At 62.9% G+C, this 22,723-nt stretch carries 19 protein-coding genes; 10 read left to right on the top strand and 9 right to left on the bottom strand.

Going from position 1 to position 22,723, the window contains the following annotated elements; genetic code table 11:
- Window positions 1-14: 14 nt before the first annotated feature.
- Complete coding sequence (locus tag AAZU54_RS02385) at window positions 15-1,637, bottom strand: acyl-CoA synthetase (RefSeq protein ID WP_186553423.1); 1,623 nt, start codon at window positions 1,635-1,637, stop codon at window positions 15-17.
- A 193-nt stretch (window positions 1,638-1,830) separates the two neighbouring features.
- Here AAZU54_RS02385 and AAZU54_RS02380 point away from each other — a divergent pair, with 193 nt between their 5' ends.
- The 6 genes from AAZU54_RS02380 (at window position 1,831) to AAZU54_RS02355 (ending at window position 8,026) form a co-directional block, all read left to right on the top strand.
- On the top strand, window positions 1,831-3,237 hold the full coding sequence (locus AAZU54_RS02380) for a sensor histidine kinase (RefSeq protein WP_434726463.1): 1,407 nt from the start codon (window positions 1,831-1,833) through the stop codon (window positions 3,235-3,237).
- A 14-nt stretch (window positions 3,238-3,251) separates the two neighbouring features.
- Window positions 3,252-3,890 carry a response regulator transcription factor gene (locus AAZU54_RS02375; RefSeq protein ID WP_434726462.1) on the top strand — a complete coding sequence of 213 codons (639 nt, stop codon included), beginning with the start codon at window positions 3,252-3,254 and terminating at the stop codon, window positions 3,888-3,890.
- Between the two features lie 101 nt (window positions 3,891-3,991).
- Window positions 3,992-4,465, top strand: a complete 474-nt coding sequence (locus AAZU54_RS02370) for a MarR family winged helix-turn-helix transcriptional regulator (protein WP_186553420.1) — start codon at window positions 3,992-3,994, stop codon at window positions 4,463-4,465.
- A 30-nt stretch (window positions 4,466-4,495) separates the two neighbouring features.
- A complete protein-coding gene (locus AAZU54_RS02365) occupies window positions 4,496-5,689 on the top strand; it encodes an HlyD family efflux transporter periplasmic adaptor subunit (protein ID WP_186553419.1) in 1,194 nt (397 codons plus the stop codon).
- Window positions 5,686-7,221, top strand: a complete 1,536-nt coding sequence (locus AAZU54_RS02360; RefSeq protein WP_186553418.1) for a DHA2 family efflux MFS transporter permease subunit — start codon at window positions 5,686-5,688, stop codon at window positions 7,219-7,221. The genes AAZU54_RS02365 and AAZU54_RS02360 overlap by 4 nt, the downstream gene beginning before the upstream one ends.
- Window positions 7,222-7,279: 58 nt before the next feature.
- Entirely contained in the window at window positions 7,280-8,026 is a 747-nt protein-coding gene (locus tag AAZU54_RS02355) for an SDR family oxidoreductase (protein ID WP_186553417.1), read from the top strand.
- A 12-nt stretch (window positions 8,027-8,038) separates the two neighbouring features.
- On the opposite strand, the gene AAZU54_RS02350 is transcribed toward AAZU54_RS02355, so the two are convergent.
- The 5 genes from AAZU54_RS02350 to AAZU54_RS02330 form a co-directional block, all read right to left on the bottom strand.
- A complete protein-coding gene (locus tag AAZU54_RS02350; RefSeq protein WP_186553416.1) occupies window positions 8,039-9,751 on the bottom strand; it encodes an ATP-binding protein in 1,713 nt (570 codons plus the stop codon).
- Window positions 9,752-9,794: 43 nt separating this feature from the next.
- Window positions 9,795-11,858 (bottom strand): PAS domain-containing protein, encoded by a 2,064-nt coding sequence (locus tag AAZU54_RS02345; RefSeq protein WP_434726461.1) that lies wholly within the window; start codon window positions 11,856-11,858, stop codon window positions 9,795-9,797.
- 57 nt (window positions 11,859-11,915) lie between these two features.
- Window positions 11,916-13,325 carry a GntR family transcriptional regulator MpaR gene (gene mapR / locus AAZU54_RS02340; RefSeq protein ID WP_428625731.1) on the bottom strand — a complete coding sequence of 470 codons (1,410 nt, stop codon included), beginning with the start codon at window positions 13,323-13,325 and terminating at the stop codon, window positions 11,916-11,918.
- A gap of 39 nt (window positions 13,326-13,364) precedes the next feature.
- Entirely contained in the window at window positions 13,365-14,774 is a 1,410-nt protein-coding gene (gene ccoG / locus AAZU54_RS02335; protein WP_434726460.1) for a cytochrome c oxidase accessory protein CcoG, read from the bottom strand.
- Window positions 14,775-14,894: 120 nt separating this feature from the next.
- Entirely contained in the window at window positions 14,895-15,134 is a 240-nt protein-coding gene (locus tag AAZU54_RS02330; protein ID WP_264234481.1) for a DUF3203 family protein, read from the bottom strand.
- A 141-nt stretch (window positions 15,135-15,275) separates the two neighbouring features.
- Between AAZU54_RS02330 and AAZU54_RS02325 the strand changes: the two genes are divergently transcribed.
- A complete protein-coding gene (locus tag AAZU54_RS02325) occupies window positions 15,276-15,806 on the top strand; it encodes an MgtC/SapB family protein (RefSeq protein ID WP_186553411.1) in 531 nt (176 codons plus the stop codon).
- Between the two features lie 535 nt (window positions 15,807-16,341).
- Here AAZU54_RS02325 and AAZU54_RS02320 read toward each other — a convergent pair.
- The 3 genes from AAZU54_RS02320 to AAZU54_RS02310 all read right to left on the bottom strand — a co-directional run bounded on the left by AAZU54_RS02320 (window position 16,342) and on the right by AAZU54_RS02310 (window position 18,614).
- The gene (locus tag AAZU54_RS02320) at window positions 16,342-17,241 is read right to left on the bottom strand and encodes a hydroxymethylglutaryl-CoA lyase (RefSeq protein ID WP_312154882.1); all 900 of its coding nucleotides are present in this window, start codon (window positions 17,239-17,241) and stop codon (window positions 16,342-16,344) included.
- A gap of 20 nt (window positions 17,242-17,261) precedes the next feature.
- Complete coding sequence (locus AAZU54_RS02315; RefSeq protein WP_186553409.1) at window positions 17,262-17,666, bottom strand: MerR family transcriptional regulator; 405 nt, start codon at window positions 17,664-17,666, stop codon at window positions 17,262-17,264.
- A gap of 69 nt (window positions 17,667-17,735) precedes the next feature.
- Window positions 17,736-18,614: a helix-turn-helix domain-containing protein gene (locus AAZU54_RS02310; protein ID WP_434726459.1), complete on the bottom strand. Its 879-nt coding sequence runs from the start codon at window positions 18,612-18,614 to the stop codon at window positions 17,736-17,738.
- A gap of 169 nt (window positions 18,615-18,783) precedes the next feature.
- On the opposite strand from AAZU54_RS02310, the gene pobA reads away from it, so the two are divergent.
- The 3 genes from pobA (at window position 18,784) to AAZU54_RS02295 (ending at window position 22,708) form a co-directional block, all read left to right on the top strand.
- Window positions 18,784-19,971, top strand: a complete 1,188-nt coding sequence (gene pobA / locus AAZU54_RS02305) for a 4-hydroxybenzoate 3-monooxygenase (protein WP_186553407.1) — start codon at window positions 18,784-18,786, stop codon at window positions 19,969-19,971.
- Window positions 19,972-20,207: 236 nt separating this feature from the next.
- Window positions 20,208-21,461 carry a TolC family protein gene (locus AAZU54_RS02300; RefSeq protein WP_434726458.1) on the top strand — a complete coding sequence of 418 codons (1,254 nt, stop codon included), beginning with the start codon at window positions 20,208-20,210 and terminating at the stop codon, window positions 21,459-21,461.
- 29 nt (window positions 21,462-21,490) lie between these two features.
- Window positions 21,491-22,708 carry an efflux RND transporter periplasmic adaptor subunit gene (locus AAZU54_RS02295; protein ID WP_434726457.1) on the top strand — a complete coding sequence of 406 codons (1,218 nt, stop codon included), beginning with the start codon at window positions 21,491-21,493 and terminating at the stop codon, window positions 22,706-22,708.
- Window positions 22,709-22,723 lie beyond the last annotated feature (15 nt).

Below are 22,723 nucleotides of genomic sequence, written 5' to 3'. Positions count from 1 at the left end.
CGAAGCTCGTCGGTTCAGAGGGCCTTGGCCCGGTCGCGCAGCAGGTATTTCTGGATCTTGCCGGTGGAGGTCTTCGGCAGCTCGCCGAACAGCACGGTCTTGGGCACCTTGAAGGCCGCCAGGTGCTCGCGGCACCAGGCGATGATCTCTGCTTCGCGGGTGGCGCCATGGCCTTGCTTGAGGGCGACGAAGGCGCACGGGGTCTCGCCCCATTTCTCATCCGGGCGGGCGACCACTGCGGCTTCGAGCACGGCGGGGTGCTTGTACAGGGTGTCTTCGACTTCGATGGTGGAGATGTTCTCGCCACCGGAGATGATGATGTCCTTGAGGCGGTCTTTGATCTCGACGTAACCGTCGGCATGCCACACCGCCAGGTCGCCGGTGTGGAACCAGCCGCCGCGGAAGGCCTCGGCGGTGGCTTCGGGGTTTTTCAGGTAGCCCTTCATCACCGTGTTGCCGCGCATGAAGATCTCGCCCAGGGTGTTGCCGTCACGCGGTACTGGCTGCAGGGTCTGCGAGTCGGCCACCATCAAGCCTTCCAGGGTGGGGTAACGCACGCCCTGGCGCGACTTGATGCGTGCACGCTCCGCCAGCGGCTGCTGGTCCCATTCGGCGTGCCAGGCGCACACCGTGACCGGGCCATAGACCTCGGTCAGGCCGTAGACGTGGGTGACCGCGATGCCCATTTCCTCGACCGCGCCGATCACCTTGGCCGGTGGTGCCGCACCGGCCACCATCGCCTGCACCGGGTGCTCGATGGCGGCCTTGGCGGTATCCGGCATATTCACCAGCGCGTTGAGCACGATCGGCGCACCGCACAGGTGGCTGACGCGGTGTTCGCGGATCAGGGTGAGGATCTTTTGCGGATCGACCCGACGCAGGAACACATGGGTGCCGGCCAAGGCAGTGACGGTCCACGGGTAGCACCAGCCGTTGCAGTGGAACATCGGCAAGGTCCACAGGTACACCGGATGGTTGCCCATCGCCCAGGTCATCTGGTTGCCGATAGCGTTGAGGTAGGCGCCGCGGTGGTGGTAGACCACGCCTTTGGGGTTGCCGGTGGTACCGGAGGTGTAGTTCAGCGAAATGGCCTGCCATTCGTCCTCAGGCCACTGCCAGGCGAACTCAGGGTCACCCTCGGCCAGCAGCGCTTCATAGTCCAGGTCACTGACCGGTTGGCCTTCGCCGTATTCCGGATCGTCGACGTCGACCACCAGGGGGGGCTGGGCCAGCAGCGCCAGGGCGCCGTGGATCACCGCGTGAAACTCGCGGTCAGCGATCAGCACCTTGGCTTCGCCATGTTCCAGCATGAAGGCAATGGCTTCGGCGTCCAGGCGCACGTTGAGGGTGTTGAGCACCGCGCCGAGCATGGGCACGGCAAAATGCGCTTCAAGCATCGCCGGGATGTTCGGCAGCATCACCGCAACGGTGTCGCCCTGGCCGATGCCGCGCTCGGCCAGGGCACTGGCCAGGCGTCGGCAGCGCTGATAGGTCTGCTGCCAGTTGCGCCGGATAGCGCCGTGGATCACGGCCGGGTATTGGCCGTAGACCGAGGCGGTGCGCTCGATGAAGCTCAGCGGGGTGAGGGGAACATGATTGACAGCAGCGGGCATCAGGCCCTGGGAGAATATCGACATGCGGTGGTCCTGTGTGGGAGGTAGGCGCAGCCTGTGCGCTGGGCTCCCGGTGGCTGATTGTTAGCTCTGATCAGGGAAGGGGCAGCGAAAAATGGCTCGCTAGCCCTGTCGCATTTTTACGCGAACCGCTATGTTAGCTGGAAGATCGACTATAGCAATATGGTAGAAATACTATAAAAAGCGAGCCCAAGCCGTGGACCACACCTCATCACCGTTGCTGGCCAAAGACCCGCAGCCCAGCGCGCTGCTAGCGGCCAACGCTCAATTGATCAGTGCCAATCGCGCCTTGCAGGCGATGATTGCCCAAGGGCCGGCGCTGGCGCAGTGGCTGCCGGCCAATTGTGCAGCGCTGGTTCGCGCTTGCCTGCGCCAAGACCGGGCGATTGCCGAGGTCGAGGCGCAGGTTGGCCAGCGGATCTTGCTCTGGACCTTCATCCCCGATGCCCGTGGCCAGCAGGTCTTGGCGCGCTGTCGCGATGCCAGCGAGGAGCGCCACGCCGCGCGCGAAGCCAATCAATCGCGCCGGCTGTACCGCCTGATTACCGAGAACACCACCGACCTGATCTCCCGGCACAGCCCGGACGGGCGCTTTCTCGATGCCACGCCAGCGGCCTTTCGCCTGCTTGGGGTGTGGCCAGAGCAGTTGCGCGGCACTCCGGTGCGCAACCTGCTGCACCCGCACGAGCGCCGCCAGGCGCTGCGTCAGGCGGCTGCGGCGTTGGACGCGGATGGCTATCACCTCATGACCTGCCGCGTGCGTCACGCCGATGGCGGCTATCGCTGGTTCGAGATCGCCAGCCGGGCGATTCGCGAAACCTATACCGGGGCGGTGGTGGAGATCGTCAGTGTCTCTCGCGACATCAGCCTGCGCATCGAGGCCCAGCAGAACCTGGCGCACAGTGCCCGGCTGGCGACCCTGGGCGAGCTAGCCTCAGGCATTGCCCACGAAATCAATCAGCCGCTCGCCGCAGTGGTCAATTACGCCAACGCCAGCCAGCGTTACCTGCACGCGGTGGAGCATGACCTACAGGCTCGGGATCGGGTCGGCCAGGGCTTGCAACGCATCGTTGCGCAGGCGACCCACGCCGCCGAGGTGATCCGCCGCTTGCGCGCTTTTCTGCGCAAGGGGCCACGTCGCCTGCAGGCGCTGGCGATCGCCGATATCGCCGGCGAAGCGGTGCGTCTATGCGCGTGGGAGGCGGACCGCGATCAGGTCGAGATCGAGCTGCGCCTGCCCAGCACCTTGCCCCAGGTATACGCCGACCGGGTGCTGCTGGAGCAGGTACTGCTCAACCTGCTGCGCAACGCCATCGACGCCAACCGTGAGCAGCGTCGGGGCCAGCCGTCGCGTATCGTCCTGGCGGCGCGCCGCGAGGGCGACTGGCTGCAGGTCGAGGTCAGCGATCAAGGGCCGGGCGTGGCCTGCGAGCGCCTGGATGATATTTTTACCCCGTTCACCACCAGCAAGGCTGACGGTCTGGGCCTGGGCCTGAGTATGAGCCGCAGCCTTATTGAAGGCTTTGGCGGCAGCCTGCAGGCGCGCTTGGGGGAGGCGGGCGGCTTGGTGCTGTGCTGCCGCTTGGCGGCGATCAAACTTTGAAGGGCAGGGCAGTGATGCAGGCGAAGGTTTATGTGGTCGATGATGATCTGGGCATGCTCGATTCGACCGTCTGGTTGCTCGAGTCGGTGGGGTTGCAGGCGTTGCCATTCAGCAGTGGCCAGGCGTTTCTGGATGCCTGTGCAGGCGATGAGCCGGCCTGCGTCCTGCTCGATGTGCGGATGCCTGGCCCGGGCGGCCTGGCGGTCCAGCAGGCGTTGCGTGATCGCGGGGTACTGATGCCGGTGATCTTTGTCAGCGGCCATGCCGATGTACCGATCGTGGTACGGGGGTTCAAGGCTGGTGCCTGCGACTTCATCGAAAAGCCCTACAACGAGCAGCTGTTGCTCGACAGCGTCCAAGCGGCATTGAGCCACGCGCGTCAGGCGCAGCAGGGCAGTCTTGAGTTGGCCGCCATTCAGGCCCGTATCGACGGCATGACGCCACGTGAGCGCGACGTGTTCATCCCGCTGGTGCAAGGCCTGAGCAATCGGCAAGTCGCCGAGCAATTGGGGGTTAGCGTGAAAACCGTCGATCTGTATCGAGGACGGGTGATGAAGCGCATGCAGGCCAGCAGTCTGGCGCAGCTGGTGGGGATGGCGATTGCCTGTGGCCAGGTGCAGGCGCTGGGGCTGGGCGCAATTGAAGTGAACTAACTGGCAGACATGAAGGCTAATTTACATAGCCCGCTAATCAAAGCTTTGACATTCACTGCCTAGGCAGTAATATTTTCACACAATTGTCCGAGCGGCTGCCGATGTCTCATTTCAACCCGGAAAACTTCCAGACCTGCGCCATCGGCATGCTGCTGGGCCGCGCCGCGATCCTCAAGGACCGCATCCTCGACTGGCACCTGGAGAGCGAGGGGGTCACCGCCGCGCAATTCAAGGTGCTGATCATCGTCACCCAGTATCAGGTCGACACCCCAGCCGAGCTGTGTCGCTACCTGGGCCTGGATAGCGGTTCGATGACGCGCATGCTCGATCGCCTCGAACACAAAGGCCTGATCCTGCGCAACCGCTGCCCGGATGATCGGCGCCAAGTGCGCCTGGCCTTGACCGCTGATGGTCAACGGCTGGCCGACCGCCTGCCTGAGATCGGCGCGGCGGCGATGAACGAGCTGGTCGGTGTGCTGCAGCCCGAAGAGCTCAAGACCCTTGAAGGCCTACTGGCCAAGGTGCTGCTCAGCGCTGGCGACCCCCTGACGATCCGCCGCTTTGGCGATCGTTGATCCCTGTTACGCATTATCCAAGGTATTGTCATGGCCACTCCCACGGACACCTCTCCATCCACCTCGCCAGCCCAGGGCTCAGGCAAGCGCAAGGCGTGGCTGCTCGCTTTGCTGCTGTTGGTGATCCTTGCCGGTGCTGGCACCTGGGCCTGGTACAGCCTGGTCGGGCGCTGGCACGAAAGCACCGACGACGCCTATGTCAACGGCAACGTGGTGGAAATCACCCCACTGGTCACCGGCACGGTGACCAGCATCGGCGCCGATGACGGCGACCTGGTGCATGCCGGCCAGGTACTGCTGCAGTTCGACCCGGCCGACAGCGAGGTGGCCTTGCAGGCCGCTGAAGCCAAACTGGCGCGCACCGTGCGCGAGGTGCGTGGGCTGTACAGCAATGTCGATGCGCTCAAGGCCCAGTTGCAGAGCCGTACGGCCGAGCTGAAAAAGGCCCGTGACAATTACAATCGACGCAAGGTACTGGCTGACAGCGGGGCGATTGCTGCCGAAGAAATCTCCCATGCCCACGATGACCTGACCTCGGCGCAAAGCGCGCTGGACAACGCCCGTCAGCAGCTCAATACCAGCACTGCGCTGATCGACGACACGGTGGTCTCCTCGCACCCTGAGGTGATGGCGGCGGCGGCTGACCTGCGCCAGGCCTATCTGGACCACGCCCGCACCATCCTGGTGGCGCCGGTCACTGGCTACGTGGCCAAGCGCACCGTGCAATTGGGCCAGCGCCTGCAACCGGGCACGGCGACCATGGCCGTGATTCCCCTGGATCAGGTGTGGATCGATGCCAACTTCAAGGAAACCCAACTGCGCCAGATGCGCATTGGCCAGCCGGTGGAAATCAGCGCCGACTTGTACGGCAGCGAGGTCAAGTACACCGGCACCATCGACAGCCTCGGCGCCGGTACCGGCAGCGCCTTTGCCTTGTTGCCTGCGCAGAACGCCACCGGCAACTGGATCAAGATCGTCCAGCGGGTGCCAGTGCGTATTCACCTCAATCCCGAGCAGCTCAAGGAGCATCCGCTGCGCATCGGCCTGTCCACCCTGGTCGAGGTCGACCTGCACGACCAGAGCGGCCCGGCCCTGGCCCAGCAGCCACCGCAGCAGGCCAGCTACACCACCCAGGTGTACGACCGCCAGCTGGTCGAGGCCGACCACCTGATCGCCCGGCTGATCCATGACAACAGCGCCAGCGGCAAGACGGCCCAGCGATGAGCAACCCAGCGCCCGCGCAGTTCACCCCGCCGAGCCTGCTGTTGACCACCATCGGCCTGTCGCTGGCGACCTTCATGCAGGTGCTCGACACCACCATCGCCAACGTTGCCTTGCCGACCATCTCGGGCAACCTGGGGGTCAGTTACGAGCAGGGCACCTGGGTCATCACCTCGTTTGCCGTGAGCAACGCCATCGCCTTGCCGCTGACTGGCTGGCTGAGCCGGCGTTTCGGTGAAGTGAAGCTGTTCATCTGGGCCACGCTGCTGTTCGTGGTGGCGTCGTTCCTGTGTGGCATTGCCCAGTCGATGCCGGAGTTGGTGGGCTTTCGCGTGCTCCAGGGGGTGGTCGCCGGCCCCCTGTACCCGATGACCCAGACCCTGCTGATTGCGGTTTATCCGCCTGCCAAACGAGGGATGGCCTTGGCGTTATTGGCCATGGTCACGGTGGTAGCGCCGATTGCCGGGCCGATTCTCGGCGGCTGGATCACCGACAGTTATAGCTGGCCGTGGATCTTCTTCATCAACGTGCCGATCGGCCTGTTCGCCGCCGCCGTGGTGCGTCAGCAGATGCGTAGTCGGCCCGTGGTGACCAGCCGCCAGCCGATGGACTACATCGGCCTGATCACCTTGATCATCGGCGTTGGTGCATTGCAGGTTGTGCTGGACAAGGGCAACGACCTGGACTGGTTCGAGTCGTCGTTCATCATCGTCGGCAGCCTGATTTCGCTGGTCTTCCTGGCGATCTTCATCATCTGGGAGCTGACCGACCGCCATCCGGTGGTCAACCTGCGGCTGTTCGCGCACCGCAATTTCCGCATCGGCACCCTGGTGCTGGTCGGCGGTTATGCAGGCTTTTTCGGCATCAACCTCATTTTGCCGCAGTGGCTACAGACGCAGATGGGTTACACCGCCACCTGGGCTGGGCTGGCCGTGGCGCCGATTGGCTTGCTGCCGGTGGTGATGTCGCCGTTTGTCGGCAAGTACGCGCACCGCTTCGACTTGCGCGTGCTGGCTGGCCTGGCTTTCCTGGCCATCGGCACCAGCTGCTACATGCGCGCAGGCTTCACCAATGAGGTGGACTTCCAGCATATCGCCCTGGTGCAGCTGTTCATGGGTATTGGTGTGGCGCTGTTCTTCATGCCGACCTTGAGCATCCTGTTGTCGGACCTGCCGCCCCATCAAATTGCCGATGGTTCGGGCCTGGCCACCTTCCTGCGGACCTTGGGCGGCAGCTTTGCCGCGTCCTTGACCACCTGGATCTGGATTCGCCGCGCCGACCAGCACCATGCCTACTTGAGCGAGCACATCAGCCAGTACGACCCGGCCACCCGGCACGCCCTGGAACAGCTGGGCGGCGCCAGCCCGCAGAGCTATGCGCAGCTTGAGCAGATCCTCAATGGCCAGGCCTACATGATGTCGACGGTCGACTACTTCACCCTGATGACTTGGATATTTGCCGGGTTGATCCTGCTGGTGTGGTTCGCCAAACCGCCGTTCACCGCCAAGGCGGCGCCGGCTTCGGCAGGGCACTAGTTGTCAATCCAGTGAGGCAGGCGTTAGCCTTGTGCCATCAATTTCCAAGGGGGAATGGATGGACAAGGTAATCGTCATCACCGGTGCCAGCCGTGGCATCGGTGCCGCCACAGCACTGCTGGCTGCGCAACAGGGCTATCGCATCTGCATCAACTACCACGCGGACGACCAGGCTGCCGAGCGCATCCTGGCCCAGGTCCGCGAGCTGGGCGCCGAGGCGATTGCCGTGCGCGCCGATGCCAGCGTCGAGGACGAGGTGGTGCAGCTGTTCCACCGCGTCGATCAGGAGCTGGGGCCAGTCAGCGCATTGGTCAACAATGCCGGCACTATTGGTCAACAGAGCCGGGTCGAGGAAATGTCCGAGTTTCGTCTGCTCAAAGTGATGAAGACCAACGTAGTCGGGCCGATACTGTGCACCAAGCATGCGCTGCTGCGCATGGCCCGCAGGCATGGCGGTCAGGGTGGGGCGATCGTCAACGTGTCATCGATGGCCGCGCGCCTGGGCTCGCCTAACGAGTACGTTGACTACGCCGCCTCCAAGGGCGCCTTGGACAGTTTCACCATTGGCCTGGCCAAGGAAGTGGCGGGCGAGGGCGTGCGGGTCAATGGCGTGCGCCCGGGCTACATCCACACCGGCTTTCATGCCCTGAGCGGCGATCCTGAGCGGGTCAGCAAGCTCGAACCTGGGCTGCCGATGGGCCGCGGTGGCCAACCGCAAGAGGTGGCTGAGGCGATCCTTTGGCTGCTGTCGGACAAAGCTTCCTATTCCACTGGCAGCTTTATCGACCTCAGCGGCGGACGCTGAGCGCACGCTATCTCACTGCTCAAGCATCTGGCCGACCCGTTCGGCCAGGGCTTGGAGGGTGAATGGCTTGGTCAGTACGCTCATGCCTGGCTCCAGCTCGCCATTGCTCAACACGGCGGTTTCGTCGTAGCCGGTGACGAACAGCACTTTCAGCCCTGGATAGCGCGCCCGCAGTGCGTCAGCTACCTGGCGGCCGTTGAGCCCACCCGGCAGGCCAACGTCAGTGACCAACAGATCAGGGCGCGATGTGTCTTGCAGGCCACTGAGTGCAATTGGCCCATCCTCGAACATCTCAACTTGATGCCCCAGGTCTTCCAGCATTTCGGCCATGACCAGGCGCATCGCCGCTTCGTCCTCTACCACAACCACCCGGCAACCTGCGGCAGGTGGCTTTGTCGTGCACAAGACAAGCTCAGGCTGCACTGCAAGCGACCCTGCCGTCGGCACATGACGCGGTATGAACAGCTTCACCACGGTACCCTGGCCAAGCGTGGAGTCGATGTGGATTTGACCGCCTGATTGACGTACGAAGCCATACACCATCGATAAGCCCAGCCCGGTTCCGCGCCCCAGCGGCTTGGTGGTGAAAAAGGGTTCGACAGCGCGGGCCACGACCTGAGCCGACATCCCTCGGCCGCTGTCTTCCACGCTTAGGCAAAGATAAGCCCCGGCAGCTAGATCGAGTGATTTGGCCTGGGCCTCGAGCAGCTCGATATTGTTGCAGCGAATGACGATGTCGCCGCCATCGGGCATGGCATCGCGGGCATTGATACAGAGGTTGAGCAGGGCGCTTTCCAGTTGCGGTGGATCGATGCGTACCGGCCAGAGGTCAGCGGCGCAGCAGTTTTGCAGACGGATGTGCGGGCCCACGCTACGGCCAATCAGCTCGTGCATGCCGGCGACCAATTCAGCGACGCACGTCAGGCTCGGTAGCAGCGTCTGCCGTCGGGAGAAGGCAAGCAGTCGATGGACCAGGGCGGCTGCACGATGGGCCGCGCCGTGGGCGCTGTGCAATAGCTCAGGCAGGGCATCAGGGCGCTCGTCCGCCAGCCGCGCTTGGGCCAGCTCCAGTGCGCCGAGGATGCCGCCAAGCAGGTTGTTGAAGTCATGGGCGACGCCTCCGGTGAGTTGGCCGACCGCCTCCATTTTTTGTGCCTGGCGCAGGGCCTCTTCAGCTTTTATACGCTCGGCCATCGCTTGGTTGACGCGTTGCTCAAGCTGCTCGTTGAGCTTCTGCAGGGCGTTTTCGGCACGTTTACGCGCAGTCGCGTCGCGAAAGATCACTGCAACCAGCCGTTGCTCGGCGGGTTCAAGGCGCAGCGCGCTGAGGGCCAGGCAGCGATCAGTGGCGTACAGGTCATGCTCGAAGTAGACCGGCTCACCAGTACGCGCTACCTCACCGAAGTGCTTGAGCCAAACCTCGGCTTCGTCCGGGATGACCTGGCGCAAGGTTCGCCCCACCACGTCAGGCAGGCCAGCGTGACGCGAATAGGCCGGGTTGGCCATCAGGTGCACATAGTCGCTCATCGGCCCATTGGGGCCGTCGATGAACTGGATGACGCAAAAGCCTTCTTCCATGGTCTCGAACAAGAAGCGGTATCGTTCGGCTTCCTGCATGCGCTCGCGAAACAACCCAGCTTCGCGGGTGAGGCGGGCATTGTCGCGCTGCAAGGTCATCAGCTGTTGGCGCAGGTGGTTCAGTTCGCTAGACGTCTGTGTCGACATCCGTGTCTCCATCCCTATGTTGGTCGAGCTAGGCAGGTCTGAATCAGCCCTGCAACAGTTGGCTTACCCGTTCGGCTAGTGTGGCAAGCTCGAAAGGTTTGAGCAGCATTTGCGCGTCAGCTGGCGGCTTGCCGCCGGTCAATGTGCTCGGCTCATACCCTGTGATGAACAGAATCGCGGTATCCGGGAGCGTGTCCCTGCAGGCGTTCGCCACCTGGTAACCGTTGATTCCACCGGGCAGGCCTATGTCACTGATCAGCAGATCTGGGCGGATACCCTGGGCAAGTGCTTCGATAGCGGCCGCGCCTGACTCGAACACATACACCTGATGACCAAGTTCCTCAAGCACATCGCACAGCAACATGCGCATGGCGGCCTGGTCTTCGACCAGCATGATCTGCTGCGAAACCTGCGCCGGGGCAGGGCGTGTGCCAGTGCTGACGGTTGAGGGCAAGGGTGGTATCTGGGCGACATGTCGGGGCAGGAACAGGCGTACACAGGTGCCTTGTTCAGCATGCGAGTCGATCCGCAACTGGCCACCCGATTGGCGCACGAAACCGTAGACCATCGACAGCCCAAGGCCCGAACCCTGGCCCAGCGGTTTGGTGGTGAAAAACGGGTCGATGGCCCGTTGCGCTACTTCGGTTGACATCCCGTGGCCGTTGTCTTCGACTGCCAGGCACAGATAATCACCCGCATACAGATCAAGCGGGCGGGCTCGATCATGATCAAGCGCGATGTTCTCACCTCGTACAGTGATCAGCCCACCCATGGGCAGGGCGTCGCGGGCATTGATGCAGAGATTGAGCAAGGCGCTTTCCAGCTGTGGCGGATCAATGAAGGTTGGCCACAGCTCTTGACTGAAACAGCTGCGCAATTCGATGCCTGGACCGATGCTGCGGCGCAGTAATTCCTCGATGCCATCGATCAACCGGCCCACGTCGGTAGGCTGGGGTTGCAAGGTTTGCTTGCGTGAGAAGGCCAGCAAGCGATGGACCAGGGCACATGCGCGGTGGGCAGAGCCGTTGGCGGTCTCCAGCAAACGGGCCAAATCATCGTAGCTGCCCTTTTCAAGGCGTTGTTGAATCAGTTCGTGAGCGCCGAGAATGCCTCCCAGCAGATTGTTGAAGTCATGGGCAATACCGCCACTGAGTTGGCCCACAGCTTCCATCTTTTGCGCTTGGCGCAGGGCTTGCTCGGCCTGCAGCAAGCGTTGCTGGTCTTCCATGCGTTCACTGATGTCGTAGGCAAACAGATAGGCACCTTGCACAGCGCCGGCCTGATCGCGCAGGGCATGGAAATGCAGTTCGAAATGGCGTCGGTGCGCTCCCTCGCCGAAGGCCTCGATCGCAGTGAAGCGCTCACCCGCCAACGCCCGTTGCCACATCGGTAGGATCAATTGACTATCGATGGCGTGCTCGCGCATGACATCCGGCATGTAGTCGCCAACCTGCGGAACGCGGCCGTACAGCTGGAGAATCTCGAGCCTGGCTGTTCGGTTGATGGCCAGCCAGCGTAGGCCCATATCGATTACATGCACATTGGCGATACTGTGATCGACCAGCTCGGCGAATAGCCGCCGTTCAGCCAGCGCTGTGCTGGAGCGATGCTCAAGCTGTGCATTCAATGCTTGCAGCGCGTGTTCGGCGCGGTGACGCTCGGTAATATCCTTGAACAGCACGGCCACTTGGCGCTTGTGCGCAGGCTCGATACGAAACGTGGTAATCGATAGCACGCGCCCGGTGGCGATCAACTCCTGTTCGAAGTGCAGCTGTTTTCCGCTGTAGAGCACTGGCCGATAGCGTGCAATCCAGTCATCAGCCTCATCAGGCACCATTTCACGCAACTTCTGCCCGACCACGTTGGCAATCCCGGCATGTTTGGCATAGGCGGCGTTCGCCATGATGTGCACGTAGTCGCTCAATGGCCCGTGGGGGCCATCGAAGAACTCGATGATGCAAAAGCCTTCGTCCATGGTGTCGAACAAAAAGCGGTACAGGCCATCGTCGAGGTTCTGGCTGAGCGCCAGTTGTGCTTCGAGTTCGCTGTTGCGGCGTTCAAGCGCTTGTAGCTGCTGACGCAAGGCGTGCAGTTCGGCGTCGGGCATGCGGGCATCCTGCGCAAGGCATCACGGCGCAACTGTAGCCTGCTCGACCCCCTTAAGCTAGAACGACCTTACGATACGCCCCAGGGTTTCCATGGCCTGTTCCGAGCTGTCCGCCCATGGGCTGCCATAGTTCAGGCGGATGCAGTTGGCGAAGCGCCCGGTTGGCGAGAAGATCGGCCCGGGGGCGATGCTGATGCCTTGGGCCAGGGCCAGGTGGAACAGTTTCAGCGCGTCCATCTGTTCGGGCAGTTCCAGCCATAGGAAATAACCCCCTGAGGGCTGACTGACGCGCGTCTGCGCCGGAAAGTGCCGGGCGATTGCCGCCAGCATGCTGGCCTGCTGGCCTTCCAGGGCGTAGCGCAGTTTGCGCAGATGGCGATCATAGCCGCCATGTTGCAAGTAGTCGGCAATGGCCGCCTGGGCCGGCATCGAGGCGCACAGCGACGTCATCAGCTTGAGCCGTTCGATCTTCTGCGCAAAGCGCCCGGCCGCGACCCAGCCGATGCGGTAGCCCGGGGCCAGGCTTTTGGCGAACGAGCCGCAGTGCATCACCAGCCCCTCGGTATCGTAGGCCTTGGCAGGTTTTGGTGCTTGCTGCGCGTAGTACAGCTCGGCGTAGACATCGTCCTCGATCAGCGGCACCTGGTGGCGGCGCAGCAGTTCGACCAGCTCCTGTTTCTTGGCATCAGGCATGCTCGCGCCCACCGGGTTCTGGAAGTTGGTCATGCACCACACGGCCTTGACCGGGTGCTTGTCCAAGGTTTGCGCCAGCACGCCCAGGTCCATGCCTTCGCGTGGGTGTACCGGGATCTCCACCGCCTTGAGCTTGAGCCGTTCCAGCACCTGCAAGCAGGCATAGAAAGCGGGCGCCTCGATTGCGACCAGGTCGCCGGGTTCGGTCACCGCCTGCAAGCACAGGTTCAGCGCCTCCAGGGCGCCATTGGTGATCAGCAGCTCGTCCATCGGTAGCATCAGGCCGCCGACCATGTAGCGCAGGGCAATCTGTCGGCGCAGCTGCGGGTTGCCCGGCGACAGGTCGGTGACCACCATGCGTGGGTCCATGGCGCGGCTGGCACTGGCCAGCGAGCGCGCCAGGCGTTGTAGCGGAAACAGGGTGGGGCTGGGGAAAGCCGAGCCGAACGGGATGGTGTGCGGATCCTTGATCGAATCGAGAATGGAAAACACCAGGCCGCTGACGTCGACATCAGTCGATTCGCTGACCGGCTGCAACGCTTGCGGCTCGCTGAACTGGCGTGGGGCATGGGCGTTGACGAAATACCCTGAGCGCGGCCGGGCGCGGATCAGCCCGCGGCGCTCCAGCAGGTAGTAGGCCTGGAACACCGTGGAGGGGCTGACGCCGTGGGTCTGGCTGGCGTAGCGCACCGAGGGTACCCGTTGGCCGGGGCCGAGCACCCCGGAGCGGATCAGTTCGGCAATGTCATCGGCGAATCGTTCGTAACGTTTCATTATGTTTTGGCAGGCAAGGTAATGGGTCAGTGTAAGGGATCAGCGGTTCAACGGCGCGACGAAACGGCTGCGCGCAGTGCTGCTGACCTCGGCTTGGTCGCTGTCCTGGACCTGGAATACCAGGTCTTGTGAGCTGCTGGTCGGGCGCTCGGCAAGCAGGGCCACCGACACTGGCATCTCACTCATTTCGCCAGCAGCGATGGTGAACTCGGTCTTGCCGTGCAGCTCGAAGCCGTCGGCATCCACCAGGCGCAGGTGGTAGCGTTGGGCTTGTTGGGTCTTGTTGATGACCTTGAGCAGGTAGATGTTCTCGATCTGCCCCTGGGCGTTTTCGCGGAACAGGCCGCGGTCCTTGATCACGTCCAACGAGACCATCGGTCGCCACTGCAAGGCCAGTCCCAGCGCGCCGATCATCACCACCAGCGCGCAGGCATAGCCGAGCAGGCGCGGGCGCAGCCAATGGGTGACACCCCCTTGCAGGGTGTGCTCGGACTTGTAGCCGATCAGTCCGCGGGCGTAGCCCATCTTGTCCATCACCTCGTCACAGGCATCGATGCAGGCGGCGCAGCCAATGCAGGCCATCTGCAGGCCTTCGCGGATATCGATGCCGGTAGGGCAGACTTGCACGCACAGGGTGCAGTCGATGCAGTCACCGAGGTTCTGTGCGCGAGGGTCGCTGCCTTTCTTGCGCGGGCCGCGCGACTCGCCCCGGGCCGGATCGTAGGCTACGGCCAAGGTGTCTTTATCGAACATCACCGCCTGGAAGCGGGCGTACGGGCACATGTGCATGCACACCGCTTCGCGCAGAAAACCTGCGTTGAGGTAGGTAGCCCCGGTGAAAAACAGCACCCAGAACAGCGCGACGCCGCCCAACTGCAAGGTGAACAGCTCTGCGGCCAATGGCCGGATCGGTGTGAAGTAGCCGACGAAGGTCAACCCGGTCATCACCGCAATAGCCAGCCACAGCGTGTGTTTGAGCGTGCGTCGGCCGATTTTCTCCAGGCTCCACGGCGCGGCTGCCAACTTGATCCGTTGGTTGCGATCGCCCTCGCTGATCTTTTCACACCACATGTACAGCCAGGTCCAGGTGCTTTGCGGGCAGCTGTAGCCGCACCAAACGCGCCCGGCGAACACGGTGATGGCGAACAGGCCAAAGGCGCAGATGATCAGCAGCGCCGACAGCAGGATGAAGTCCTGCGGCCAGAAGGTGGTGCCAAAGATGTGGAACTTGCTTTCAGCCAAGTCCCACAGCACCGCCTGACGACCGTTCCAGTTCAGCCAGGCTGTGCCGAAGAACAGGGCGAACAGCAAGCCGGCAAAACCGATGCGCAAGTTGCGGTACAGGCCGGTGAAGCTGCGGGTGTGGATAGCGCCGTCGCTGTGGCTTTTGCTCTTGTTGACGGCGGGCGGGGTCACTTCGATAACTCGGTAGGCAATTTTCTCGCTCATGTCGCGTTGCTCATCAGGCTTCATCGGACCCGGGCACTATGGCCCTCGGTCTGTTTTCAGCACAGACTCAGCTAGCGTGATAAAAACCGTATCAGATTATCGGCAGTGGCCCTCCAGCCCTCAGATTACCGAGCCTGGCTCGCTGGCTTTCAGATGCCTGCGGCTATCCACCGCACCTACCACCGTCAACGCATCGGCCTCCGCTTCGGTGATTGGCACGCGCTCTCCGGCGAGCACCGCGACCGACATGCGCAACTGCTCATCGGTGAAGATCTCGACTTCGGGCCCTGTGCCCTCAATGCGCACATGATCGCCAATCAGGGTGCAATGGCCGGTACTTTCGTTCACTTCGACAGGCATGATGAGTTCCTCCAGGTGGGGTCATTGGTTGTGACCTCAGCGGCGCGCCGGTTGCTGCATCGTTCCGCCCAGCGGAGCGCATTGCACTTAGTCAGGTGCGCGCAGGTCAATCTTCTAGTGGATTGGCAGCGGAGAGTCTCGATGGACAGTGGCTGGGAAAAGATCTGGCAAACCGTGCAGGCCGAGTTCGCCGATGTCACCAACGAAGAAGAAGTGACGCGGATCCTCCTGCGCTTGCTGATGGCAGCGATGCTCGGCGCGGTGCTGGGTTTCGAGCGCGAGCACAAGGGCAAGTCGGCAGGGGTGCGTACACACATGCTGGTGTCGATGGGCGCGGCGTTGTTCGTGCTGGCACCGAGCATGGCCGGGGCTGATGAGCAGGCCTTGAGCCGGGTGATTCAGGGCATCGTTGCGGGGATCGGTTTTCTTGGCGCGGGGACTATTCTCAAGGGCAATGGCAAGGACACCAGCCATGTCAAAGGGCTGACCACCGCAGCGGGTTTATGGATGACCGCAGCGATTGGCACGGCGGCCGGGATGGGGCGTGAAGCGACGGCGCTGATTAGCACGGTGCTGGCGCTGCTGGTGTTGGCGACGATGCCGATGTTGGTAGACAAGGTCGAGGGCGAGAACGACGAGAAGCAGCAGGAGGAGGGCAGTGAGAAGCACTGAGGGGAGCCGAAGCTCCCCTCAAATCGTTGCTGCCTGCTCTTTTTTTATTATTGAAGACTGGCTTTTTGTTGTTTTTGTAAGCCTGTCTTGGTGTTGCGAGCCGACCCCCATCCGGGGTCAAGAGCAAACGTATTTTTTTGAGCGCTGACCTGCTTTCATCATGACTGATCCGATCCTGACCGTTGCTACCTGAAGGTAGTTTTATTGTTCTGTGTCAGGCCGCGGGGCAAACCCCCTGGAAGGCACGTCTACTCCAAAAAAATCTGCTTGCTACGCCTCTGCCGTGTTGTTCTTGTTATGTCAGAGCCGTTACCTGTTGTTTTTATTGGGTGTCTCGTTTTTGTTCTTGTTATGCCAGAGATAAAGCAGGTGCCGTGCCAACTTTGTAAAACCCTTTAAAATCAAAGGCTTGATGTTTTTCGTGATGAGCGGCGCTCGGGAAAATCTGTCGAAATGTTTCCCTGTTACCCGATTTATTGCTGGCAAGTGTGGGGGCGGTAACACCAGGCCCACACATTGATGACATTAGTGTGACTCATTGTGCGCTGCGTGCCCGGGCCACCCGCGAGCCGTTGGCACGGCCCAGCACCTGGCTGATGCGTTGACCGGCGGCGATCAGCTTGTCCAGGTCGATACCGGTTTCGATGCCCAGGCCCTGCAACAGGTACAACACGTCTTCAGTGGCGATGTTGCCGGTCGCACCCTTGGCATAAGGGCAGCCGCCAAGGCCGGCCACAGAGCTGTCGAACACCTGGATGCCTTCGAGCAGGCTGGCGTAGACGTTGGCCAGGGCCTGACCGTAGGTGTCATGGAAGTGTCCAGCCAGTTGCTCACGCGGCACCTGTGCGGCGACCACTTCGAACAGACGCCGAGTGTCACCGGCGGTGCCGGTACCGATAGTGTCCCCCAGCGACACCTCATAGCAGCCCATGTCATGCAGCGCCTTGGCCACCGGCGCGACCTGTTCGGCGCTGACCTTGCCTTCATAAGGGCAGCCGAGTACGCAGGAAACATAGCCGCGCACGCGCACGCCGTGGCTGCGCGCCGCGTCCATGATGGGTTCGAAACGCTGCAGGCTTGCGCTGATCGAGCAGTTGATATTGCGTTGGGAGAAGGCCTCGGAAGCAGCAGCAAACACCGCTACCTCTTTTACCCCAGCTGCCAGCGCATCTTCAAAACCGCGCAAGTTCGGCGCCAGGGCCGCGTAGGTAACACCTGGATGCTGGCGGATGGCGGCGAACACCTCGGCCGAGCCTGCCATTTGCGGCACCCATTTGGGCGAGACGAAACTGCCGACTTCAATGTAGCGAAGGCCAGCCTCGGTCAAGTCATCGACCAGGCGCACCTTGTCGGCGACGCTGATCGGCTGGGCTTCGTTTTGCAGGCCGTCACGCGGGCCGACTTCGACCAGGCGGACGTTCTTGGGCAATGACATGGCAAGGTTCCTGTGGCGGATCAACGGTTGGCGTTGTGCGGGGTATTGAGCGTGGCGGCCAGGGCCTGTTCGCAGCGCTCTTGAGCGGTGTCCAGCTCCAGGTGCATCTGCTGGATGTCGAGCATCTGCTGCTCAAGCTGGGCGCGGCGTTCGGCGATCTTGGCAAGCATACTATTGAGCTGCTTGAAGTTGCCGCCGCTGGGGTCGTACAGCTCGATCAGTTCGCGACACTCGGCCAGCGAGAAGCCGATACGCTTGCCGCGCAGGATGAGCTTGAGGGTGACCTTGTCGCGCGCCGTGTAGATGCGCTCAAGGCCACGACGCTCGGGGCTGAGCAAACCCTGCTCCTCGTAGAAGCGGATGGCGCGGGTGGTGATGTCCAGCTCGCGGGACAGGTCGGAGATACTGTAGGTCTGGCTGCTCATGCTCGGGCTCGGAAGATGAATAGCAGTAAGCTAAAGGCAGGTTGACGTTTACGTCAAGCCATCACCCATTCAGTGGCCCTGCAGCGAGCGCCTGTAGCCATTGGGCGTTTCCCCACTCAAGCGCTTGAAGAACCGCGCAAAGTAGGTCGGGTCACTGAACCCCAGGCTGTCCGACAGCTGGCCAATGCTCATGCGCGTGTACACCAGGCTGCGCCGCGCCTCGAGCAGCAGGCGTTGATGAATCACTTGCAAGGCGCTCTGGCCAGTAAGCTCGCGACACAGCTGATTGAGCTGCAGGCTGGTAATGCCCAAGCGCGTGGCGAACGTCTCTACCGACAAATGCTCGCGATAATGCGCCTCGACCAGGCGCAGATACTGGCCGAGCAACTGCTGATCACGCTCGTCACGATTGCGTGGTGCCTGGCCCAGTTGCTGGCGGCGGCCGATCCACACCATCAGCGCGGTGACCAGCGCCTGCAACATCGCCCCACGGGCCGGCGCATTGCCCTGGTACTCCTGTTGCAGCGTGGCGATCAGTGCGTGCACGTGGTGACGGTCCCTGCCCAGCGGGTAGCACCCGGCCGCGGTCAGCACAGCCAGTGGCGCCCCCAGGCGCTGTTCCACATCTGCCACCAGGGCCGGGCCAAAGGTCAGCACGTGGCCTTGGATGTCGGCACTGAATCGAAAGCCATGCACGGTGAGTGGCGGCACCACTTGCAGCGCCGCCTCGCTGATCTGGCGGCGCTGGCCTTCGATCTCGACCTGCGCCTGACCGCGCTGGACGTACAGCAACTGGAACAGGTCGGCATGCTGGTGTGGCTTGATTTCCCAGTGGTGCAGGCGGCTACGCGCGGGAATCGACTCGCAGTGCAACAGGTCGGTGCCGGGCCAGGCCTGGTTTTCGCCATAAAGCTGAAACAGCGGCACGCCGCCAAGGCTGGTTTTCATCGAAACGCCTGTCCGTTAATCGAACTAATTTTGTAAAAGTGCAGGTTATCCATTGGATAGCACACTTTTTACCGGTTTTTAGCGAGTAAAAATGCAGGGGCATACCCTAACAGCAGATGCGCGATCCCTGCCACTAGCGGGTCGGCATCGATATCACGAGATAAAAACAATGAAAACTCAGGTTGCAATCATCGGCGCAGGTCCGTCTGGCTTGCTGCTCGGTCAGTTGCTGCACAACGCCGGCATCGACACCCTGATCGTCGAGCGCCATACCCCGCACTACGTGCTCGGCCGGATTCGCGCCGGCGTGCTCGAACAGGGCACCGTCGACTTGCTGCGCGAGGCCGGGGTCGCCGAGCGCATGGATCGCGAGGGGCTGGTGCACGATGGCGTCGAACTGCTGGTGGGCGGTCGCCGCCAGCGCCTGGACCTCAAGGCGCTGACCGGCGGCAAGACGGTTATGGTCTATGGCCAGACCGAAGTCACCCGTGACCTGATGCAAGCGCGGCAAGACTGCGGCGCGCCGATCATCTATTGCGCCAACAATGTGCAACCCCATGAGCTCAAGGGCGAAAAGCCTTACCTGACATTCGAGAAGGATGGCCAGGTGCAGCGCATCGACTGCGACTACATTGCCGGGTGCGACGGTTTTCACGGCGTCTCGCGCCAGAGCATTCCGCAGGAGGTCATCAAACAGTACGAGCGGGTCTATCCGTTCGGCTGGTTGGGGCTGTTGTCAGATACCCCGCCGGTCAATCATGAACTGATCTACGCCCATCACGAACGGGGCTTCGCCCTGTGCAGCCAGCGCTCGGCAACCCGCAGCCGCTATTACCTGCAAGTGCCGCTGGATGAGCGTGTCGAAGCGTGGAGCGATGAGCGTTTCTGGAGCGAACTCAAGGCGCGCCTGCCGCAGGATGTGGCAGATCGGCTAGTCACGGGGCCTGCCCTGGAAAAAAGCATCGCACCGCTGCGCAGCCTGGTGGTTGAGCCCATGCAGTATGGTCACTTGTTTCTGGTCGGTGATGCCGCGCACATCGTCCCGCCGACTGGCGCCAAAGGCCTCAACCTGGCCGCCTCGGACGTCAATTACCTGTACCGGATTCTGCTCAAGGTCTACCGCGAGGGGCGTACCGATCTGCTGGAGCAATACTCGCCGCTGGCCTTGCGCCGGGTGTGGAAGGGCGAGCGCTTCAGCTGGTTCATGACCCAACTGCTGCATGATTTTGGCGAGCACAAGGATGACTGGGACCGCAAGATGCAGGAGGCGGATCGCGAGTACTTCCTCAATTCGCCGGCGGGGTTGGTGAACATTGCCGAAAACTATGTGGGGTTGCCGTTTGAGGCGGTGGAGTAATACTTCTGCCTGAACTGTCAGTGTTGGGGCCGCTTTGCGGTCCTTCACGGCGATTCGGCGTCCCGGGCAGGTCCACTTCCACATCTCTAATGGATCATTCGTTGTCAGCTGCGCTGCGTCGATGACGCCAACATCCGGATAAAACACTGCATTACAAAATTGTAATGCTGCCGCCACCGCGCCGATAACCGTGCCTCCCTACAGTCCCTCGCCACTTGCCGACGAGGACCTGTACCGTGCCGTGGATCCGTGCCACCCCCCACAAGCGCCTTTTGCTCTGCCTGCTGCTTAGCGGCTTTGCCGCCACAGCGGTGCAGGCGCAGAGCCTGAGCCTGTCGCAGGCGCTCGATGCTGCCTTTGCGCAGAACCCGGATTTAGCTGCCGCTGGGCGCGAGATCGGCATCGCCGAGGGCGAGCGCCGTCAGGCCGGATTGCTGCCCAACCCGGAGCTGTCCTGGGAAGTCGAGGACACCCGTCGCGACACCAGCACTACCACCGTCACCCTTAGCCAACCCCTGGAATTGGGCGGCAAGCGCGGCGCGCGTATCGATGTCGCCAGCGTCGGGCAACACCTTGCCCAACTGGAGCTCGAACGCCAGCGCAACGGCTTGCGCGCCGATGTGGTGCAGGCGTTTCATGCCGCCCTGCGGGCGCAGACGGCGCTGGAGTTGGCGCAGCAATCGCAGCGCCTGACCGAGCGTGGCCTGCGGGTAGTGGAGGGGCGGGTCAAGGCGGGCCAGTCATCGCCGGTCGAGGCCACCCGCGCACAGGTTCAGCTCGCCCAGGCGCAGGCCCAGGCACGCCGCGCCGAGTCCGAGCAGCGGGTGGCCTACCAGTCGCTGGCACGTTTGATCGGCAGTCCACTGGCTGATTTCGACACGCTCGATGCCGCGAGCCTATCGCCGGGGCCGGCACCCCAGGCCGAAGCCTTGCTCGCAAAAGTCGAGCAAACCGCCGAATGGCGCCAGGCCCAGGCCCAGATCAGTCGCGGTGATGCCGCGCTCGGCTCGGAAAAGGCCCAGCGCATCCCCAACCTCACCGTCAGCGTCGGCAGCCAATACAGCCGCGAGGACCGCGAGCGGGTCAATGTGGTGGGGCTGTCGATGCCGCTGCCATTGTTCGACCGCAACCAAGGCAATGTCCTCGCTGCGGCACGCCGTGCCGACCAAGCCCGCGACCTACGCAACGCCACCGAGCTGCGCCTGCGCAGCGACACGCGCAATGCGCTGAGCCAGTGGGCCACCGCCATGCACGAAGTGCAGGCCTACGACCGCACCATCCTGCCCTCGGCCCAACAAGCGGTAGACACCGCGACCCGTGGCTTTGAGATGGGCAAGTTCGCCTTCCTCGATGTGCTCGATGCCCAGCGCACGCTGATCGAAGCGCGCGGGTTGTACCTGGATGCGCTGGCGGCGGCGACCGATGCGCGGGCCCAGGTCGAGCGCATCTATGGCGACCTCGATGCGCTTGGCGGATCGGCACAGCCCTGAACGATTGAATCAATGCCTTGGGAGTGACAATGGACAATACACGCAAGATCGCCATCCTGGTCGCCACCGTCGCTGTGCTCGGCATCGGCGGCCTGGCCTGGACCGGGAACCTCAGCCCGGCAGCCAGCAGCCAGGCTGGCCACGATGAGCATGGCCAGCAGGGCCATGGCCACGAGGAAGAGGCGGGCCATGCCCACGGCGAGGAAGGCGGCAAAGGGCATGAAGAGGAGGGCACGTTGCACCTCAGCGCGGCGCAGATCAGCGCAGCCGGCGTGCAATTGGTTGACGCTGGCCCACGCGCGCTGGGCACGGCGATCAGCTTCCCCGGAGAGATTCGCTTCGATGAAGATCGTACTGCCCACGTGGTACCCAGGGTGGCGGGGGTGGTGCAGTCGGTGCATGCCAATCTGGGCCAGGCAGTCAAGCGTGGCCAGGTCTTGGCGGTGATCGCCAGCCAGCAGATTTCCGAGCTACGTAGCGAACAGCAGGCCGCACAGCGCCGACTGGAGCTGGCGCAGCTGACCTTCAAGCGTGAGCAGCAGCTGTGGCAGGAACGCATCAGCGCCGAGCAGGACTACCTGCAAGCGCGTCAAGCGCTGCAAGAGGCGCAGATTGCCCTGGCCAATGCCCGGCAGAAAGTCGCCGCAGTGGCCCCGGCCGGCGCCGGTAATCGCTACGAACTGCGCGCACCTTTCGATGCCATGGTGGTGGAAAAGCACCTGACCATGGGCGAGGTGGTCGACGAGACCAGCAATGCCTTCACCCTGTCTGACCTGAGCCGCGTCTGGGCCACCTTTGCCGTGGCGCCGCGTGATCTGGACAAGGTCGTCAGCGGCCGTACGGTCACGGTCAGCGCGCCCGACCTGGGCGCCCAGGTCGAAGGCACGGTCAATTACGTGGGCAGCCTGCTCGGCGAGCAGAACCGCGCCGCCACTGTCCGCGCCACCCTGGCCAATCCCAATGGCGCCTGGCGCCCAGGGTTGTTCGTCAACATCGCGGTCAACGTCGAGCGCTTCGACGCACCCGTGGTGGTTCCGGACAGCGCTCTGCAAACCTGGGAGGAGCAAACCGTGGTGTTTGCCCGCACTGAAGAAGGCTTCGAGGCCCGCCCGGTGAAGACCGGCCGACGTGACGCCGGCCAGGTGGAAATCACCGAGGGGCTGAGCGCAGGGACCCAAGTGGCCGCCGCTGGCAGCTTCGTTCTGAAGTCCGAACTCGGCAAGGGTTCGGCCGAGCACAGCCATTGATTCGGGGACGCCAGC

It is taken from the genome of Pseudomonas sp. Je.1.5.c (assembly GCF_051129895.1).
Lineage (GTDB): Bacteria > Pseudomonadota > Gammaproteobacteria > Pseudomonadales > Pseudomonadaceae > Aquipseudomonas > Aquipseudomonas urmiensis.
Note: the sequence above shows the minus strand (reverse complement) of the source record. Positions and strands in the feature narration are given on the sequence as shown.

Coding starts and splice junctions, on each gene's coding strand:
- AAZU54_RS02355 (WP_186553417.1), top strand. CDS start 7,280: ATGGACAAGGTAATCGTCATCACCGGTGCCAGCCGTGGCATCGGTGCC.
- AAZU54_RS02350 (WP_186553416.1), bottom strand. CDS start 9,751: ATGTCGACACAGACGTCTAGCGAACTGAACCACCTGCGCCAACAGCTG.
- AAZU54_RS02320 (WP_312154882.1), bottom strand. CDS start 17,241: ATGTCATTGCCCAAGAACGTCCGCCTGGTCGAAGTCGGCCCGCGTGAC.
- AAZU54_RS02325 (WP_186553411.1), top strand. CDS start 15,276: ATGGACAGTGGCTGGGAAAAGATCTGGCAAACCGTGCAGGCCGAGTTC.
- pobA (WP_186553407.1), top strand. CDS start 18,784: ATGAAAACTCAGGTTGCAATCATCGGCGCAGGTCCGTCTGGCTTGCTG.
- AAZU54_RS02295 (WP_434726457.1), top strand. CDS start 21,491: ATGGACAATACACGCAAGATCGCCATCCTGGTCGCCACCGTCGCTGTG.
- AAZU54_RS02385 (WP_186553423.1), bottom strand. CDS start 1,637: ATGTCGATATTCTCCCAGGGCCTGATGCCCGCTGCTGTCAATCATGTT.
- AAZU54_RS02330 (WP_264234481.1), bottom strand. CDS start 15,134: ATGCCTGTCGAAGTGAACGAAAGTACCGGCCATTGCACCCTGATTGGC.
- AAZU54_RS02375 (WP_434726462.1), top strand. CDS start 3,252: ATGCAGGCGAAGGTTTATGTGGTCGATGATGATCTGGGCATGCTCGAT.
- AAZU54_RS02310 (WP_434726459.1), bottom strand. CDS start 18,614: ATGAAAACCAGCCTTGGCGGCGTGCCGCTGTTTCAGCTTTATGGCGAA.
- AAZU54_RS02365 (WP_186553419.1), top strand. CDS start 4,496: ATGGCCACTCCCACGGACACCTCTCCATCCACCTCGCCAGCCCAGGGC.
- AAZU54_RS02360 (WP_186553418.1), top strand. CDS start 5,686: ATGAGCAACCCAGCGCCCGCGCAGTTCACCCCGCCGAGCCTGCTGTTG.
- AAZU54_RS02370 (WP_186553420.1), top strand. CDS start 3,992: ATGTCTCATTTCAACCCGGAAAACTTCCAGACCTGCGCCATCGGCATG.
- AAZU54_RS02345 (WP_434726461.1), bottom strand. CDS start 11,858: ATGCCCGACGCCGAACTGCACGCCTTGCGTCAGCAGCTACAAGCGCTT.
- ccoG (WP_434726460.1), bottom strand. CDS start 14,774: ATGAGCGAGAAAATTGCCTACCGAGTTATCGAAGTGACCCCGCCCGCC.
- mapR (WP_428625731.1), bottom strand. CDS start 13,325: ATGAAACGTTACGAACGATTCGCCGATGACATTGCCGAACTGATCCGC.
- AAZU54_RS02315 (WP_186553409.1), bottom strand. CDS start 17,666: ATGAGCAGCCAGACCTACAGTATCTCCGACCTGTCCCGCGAGCTGGAC.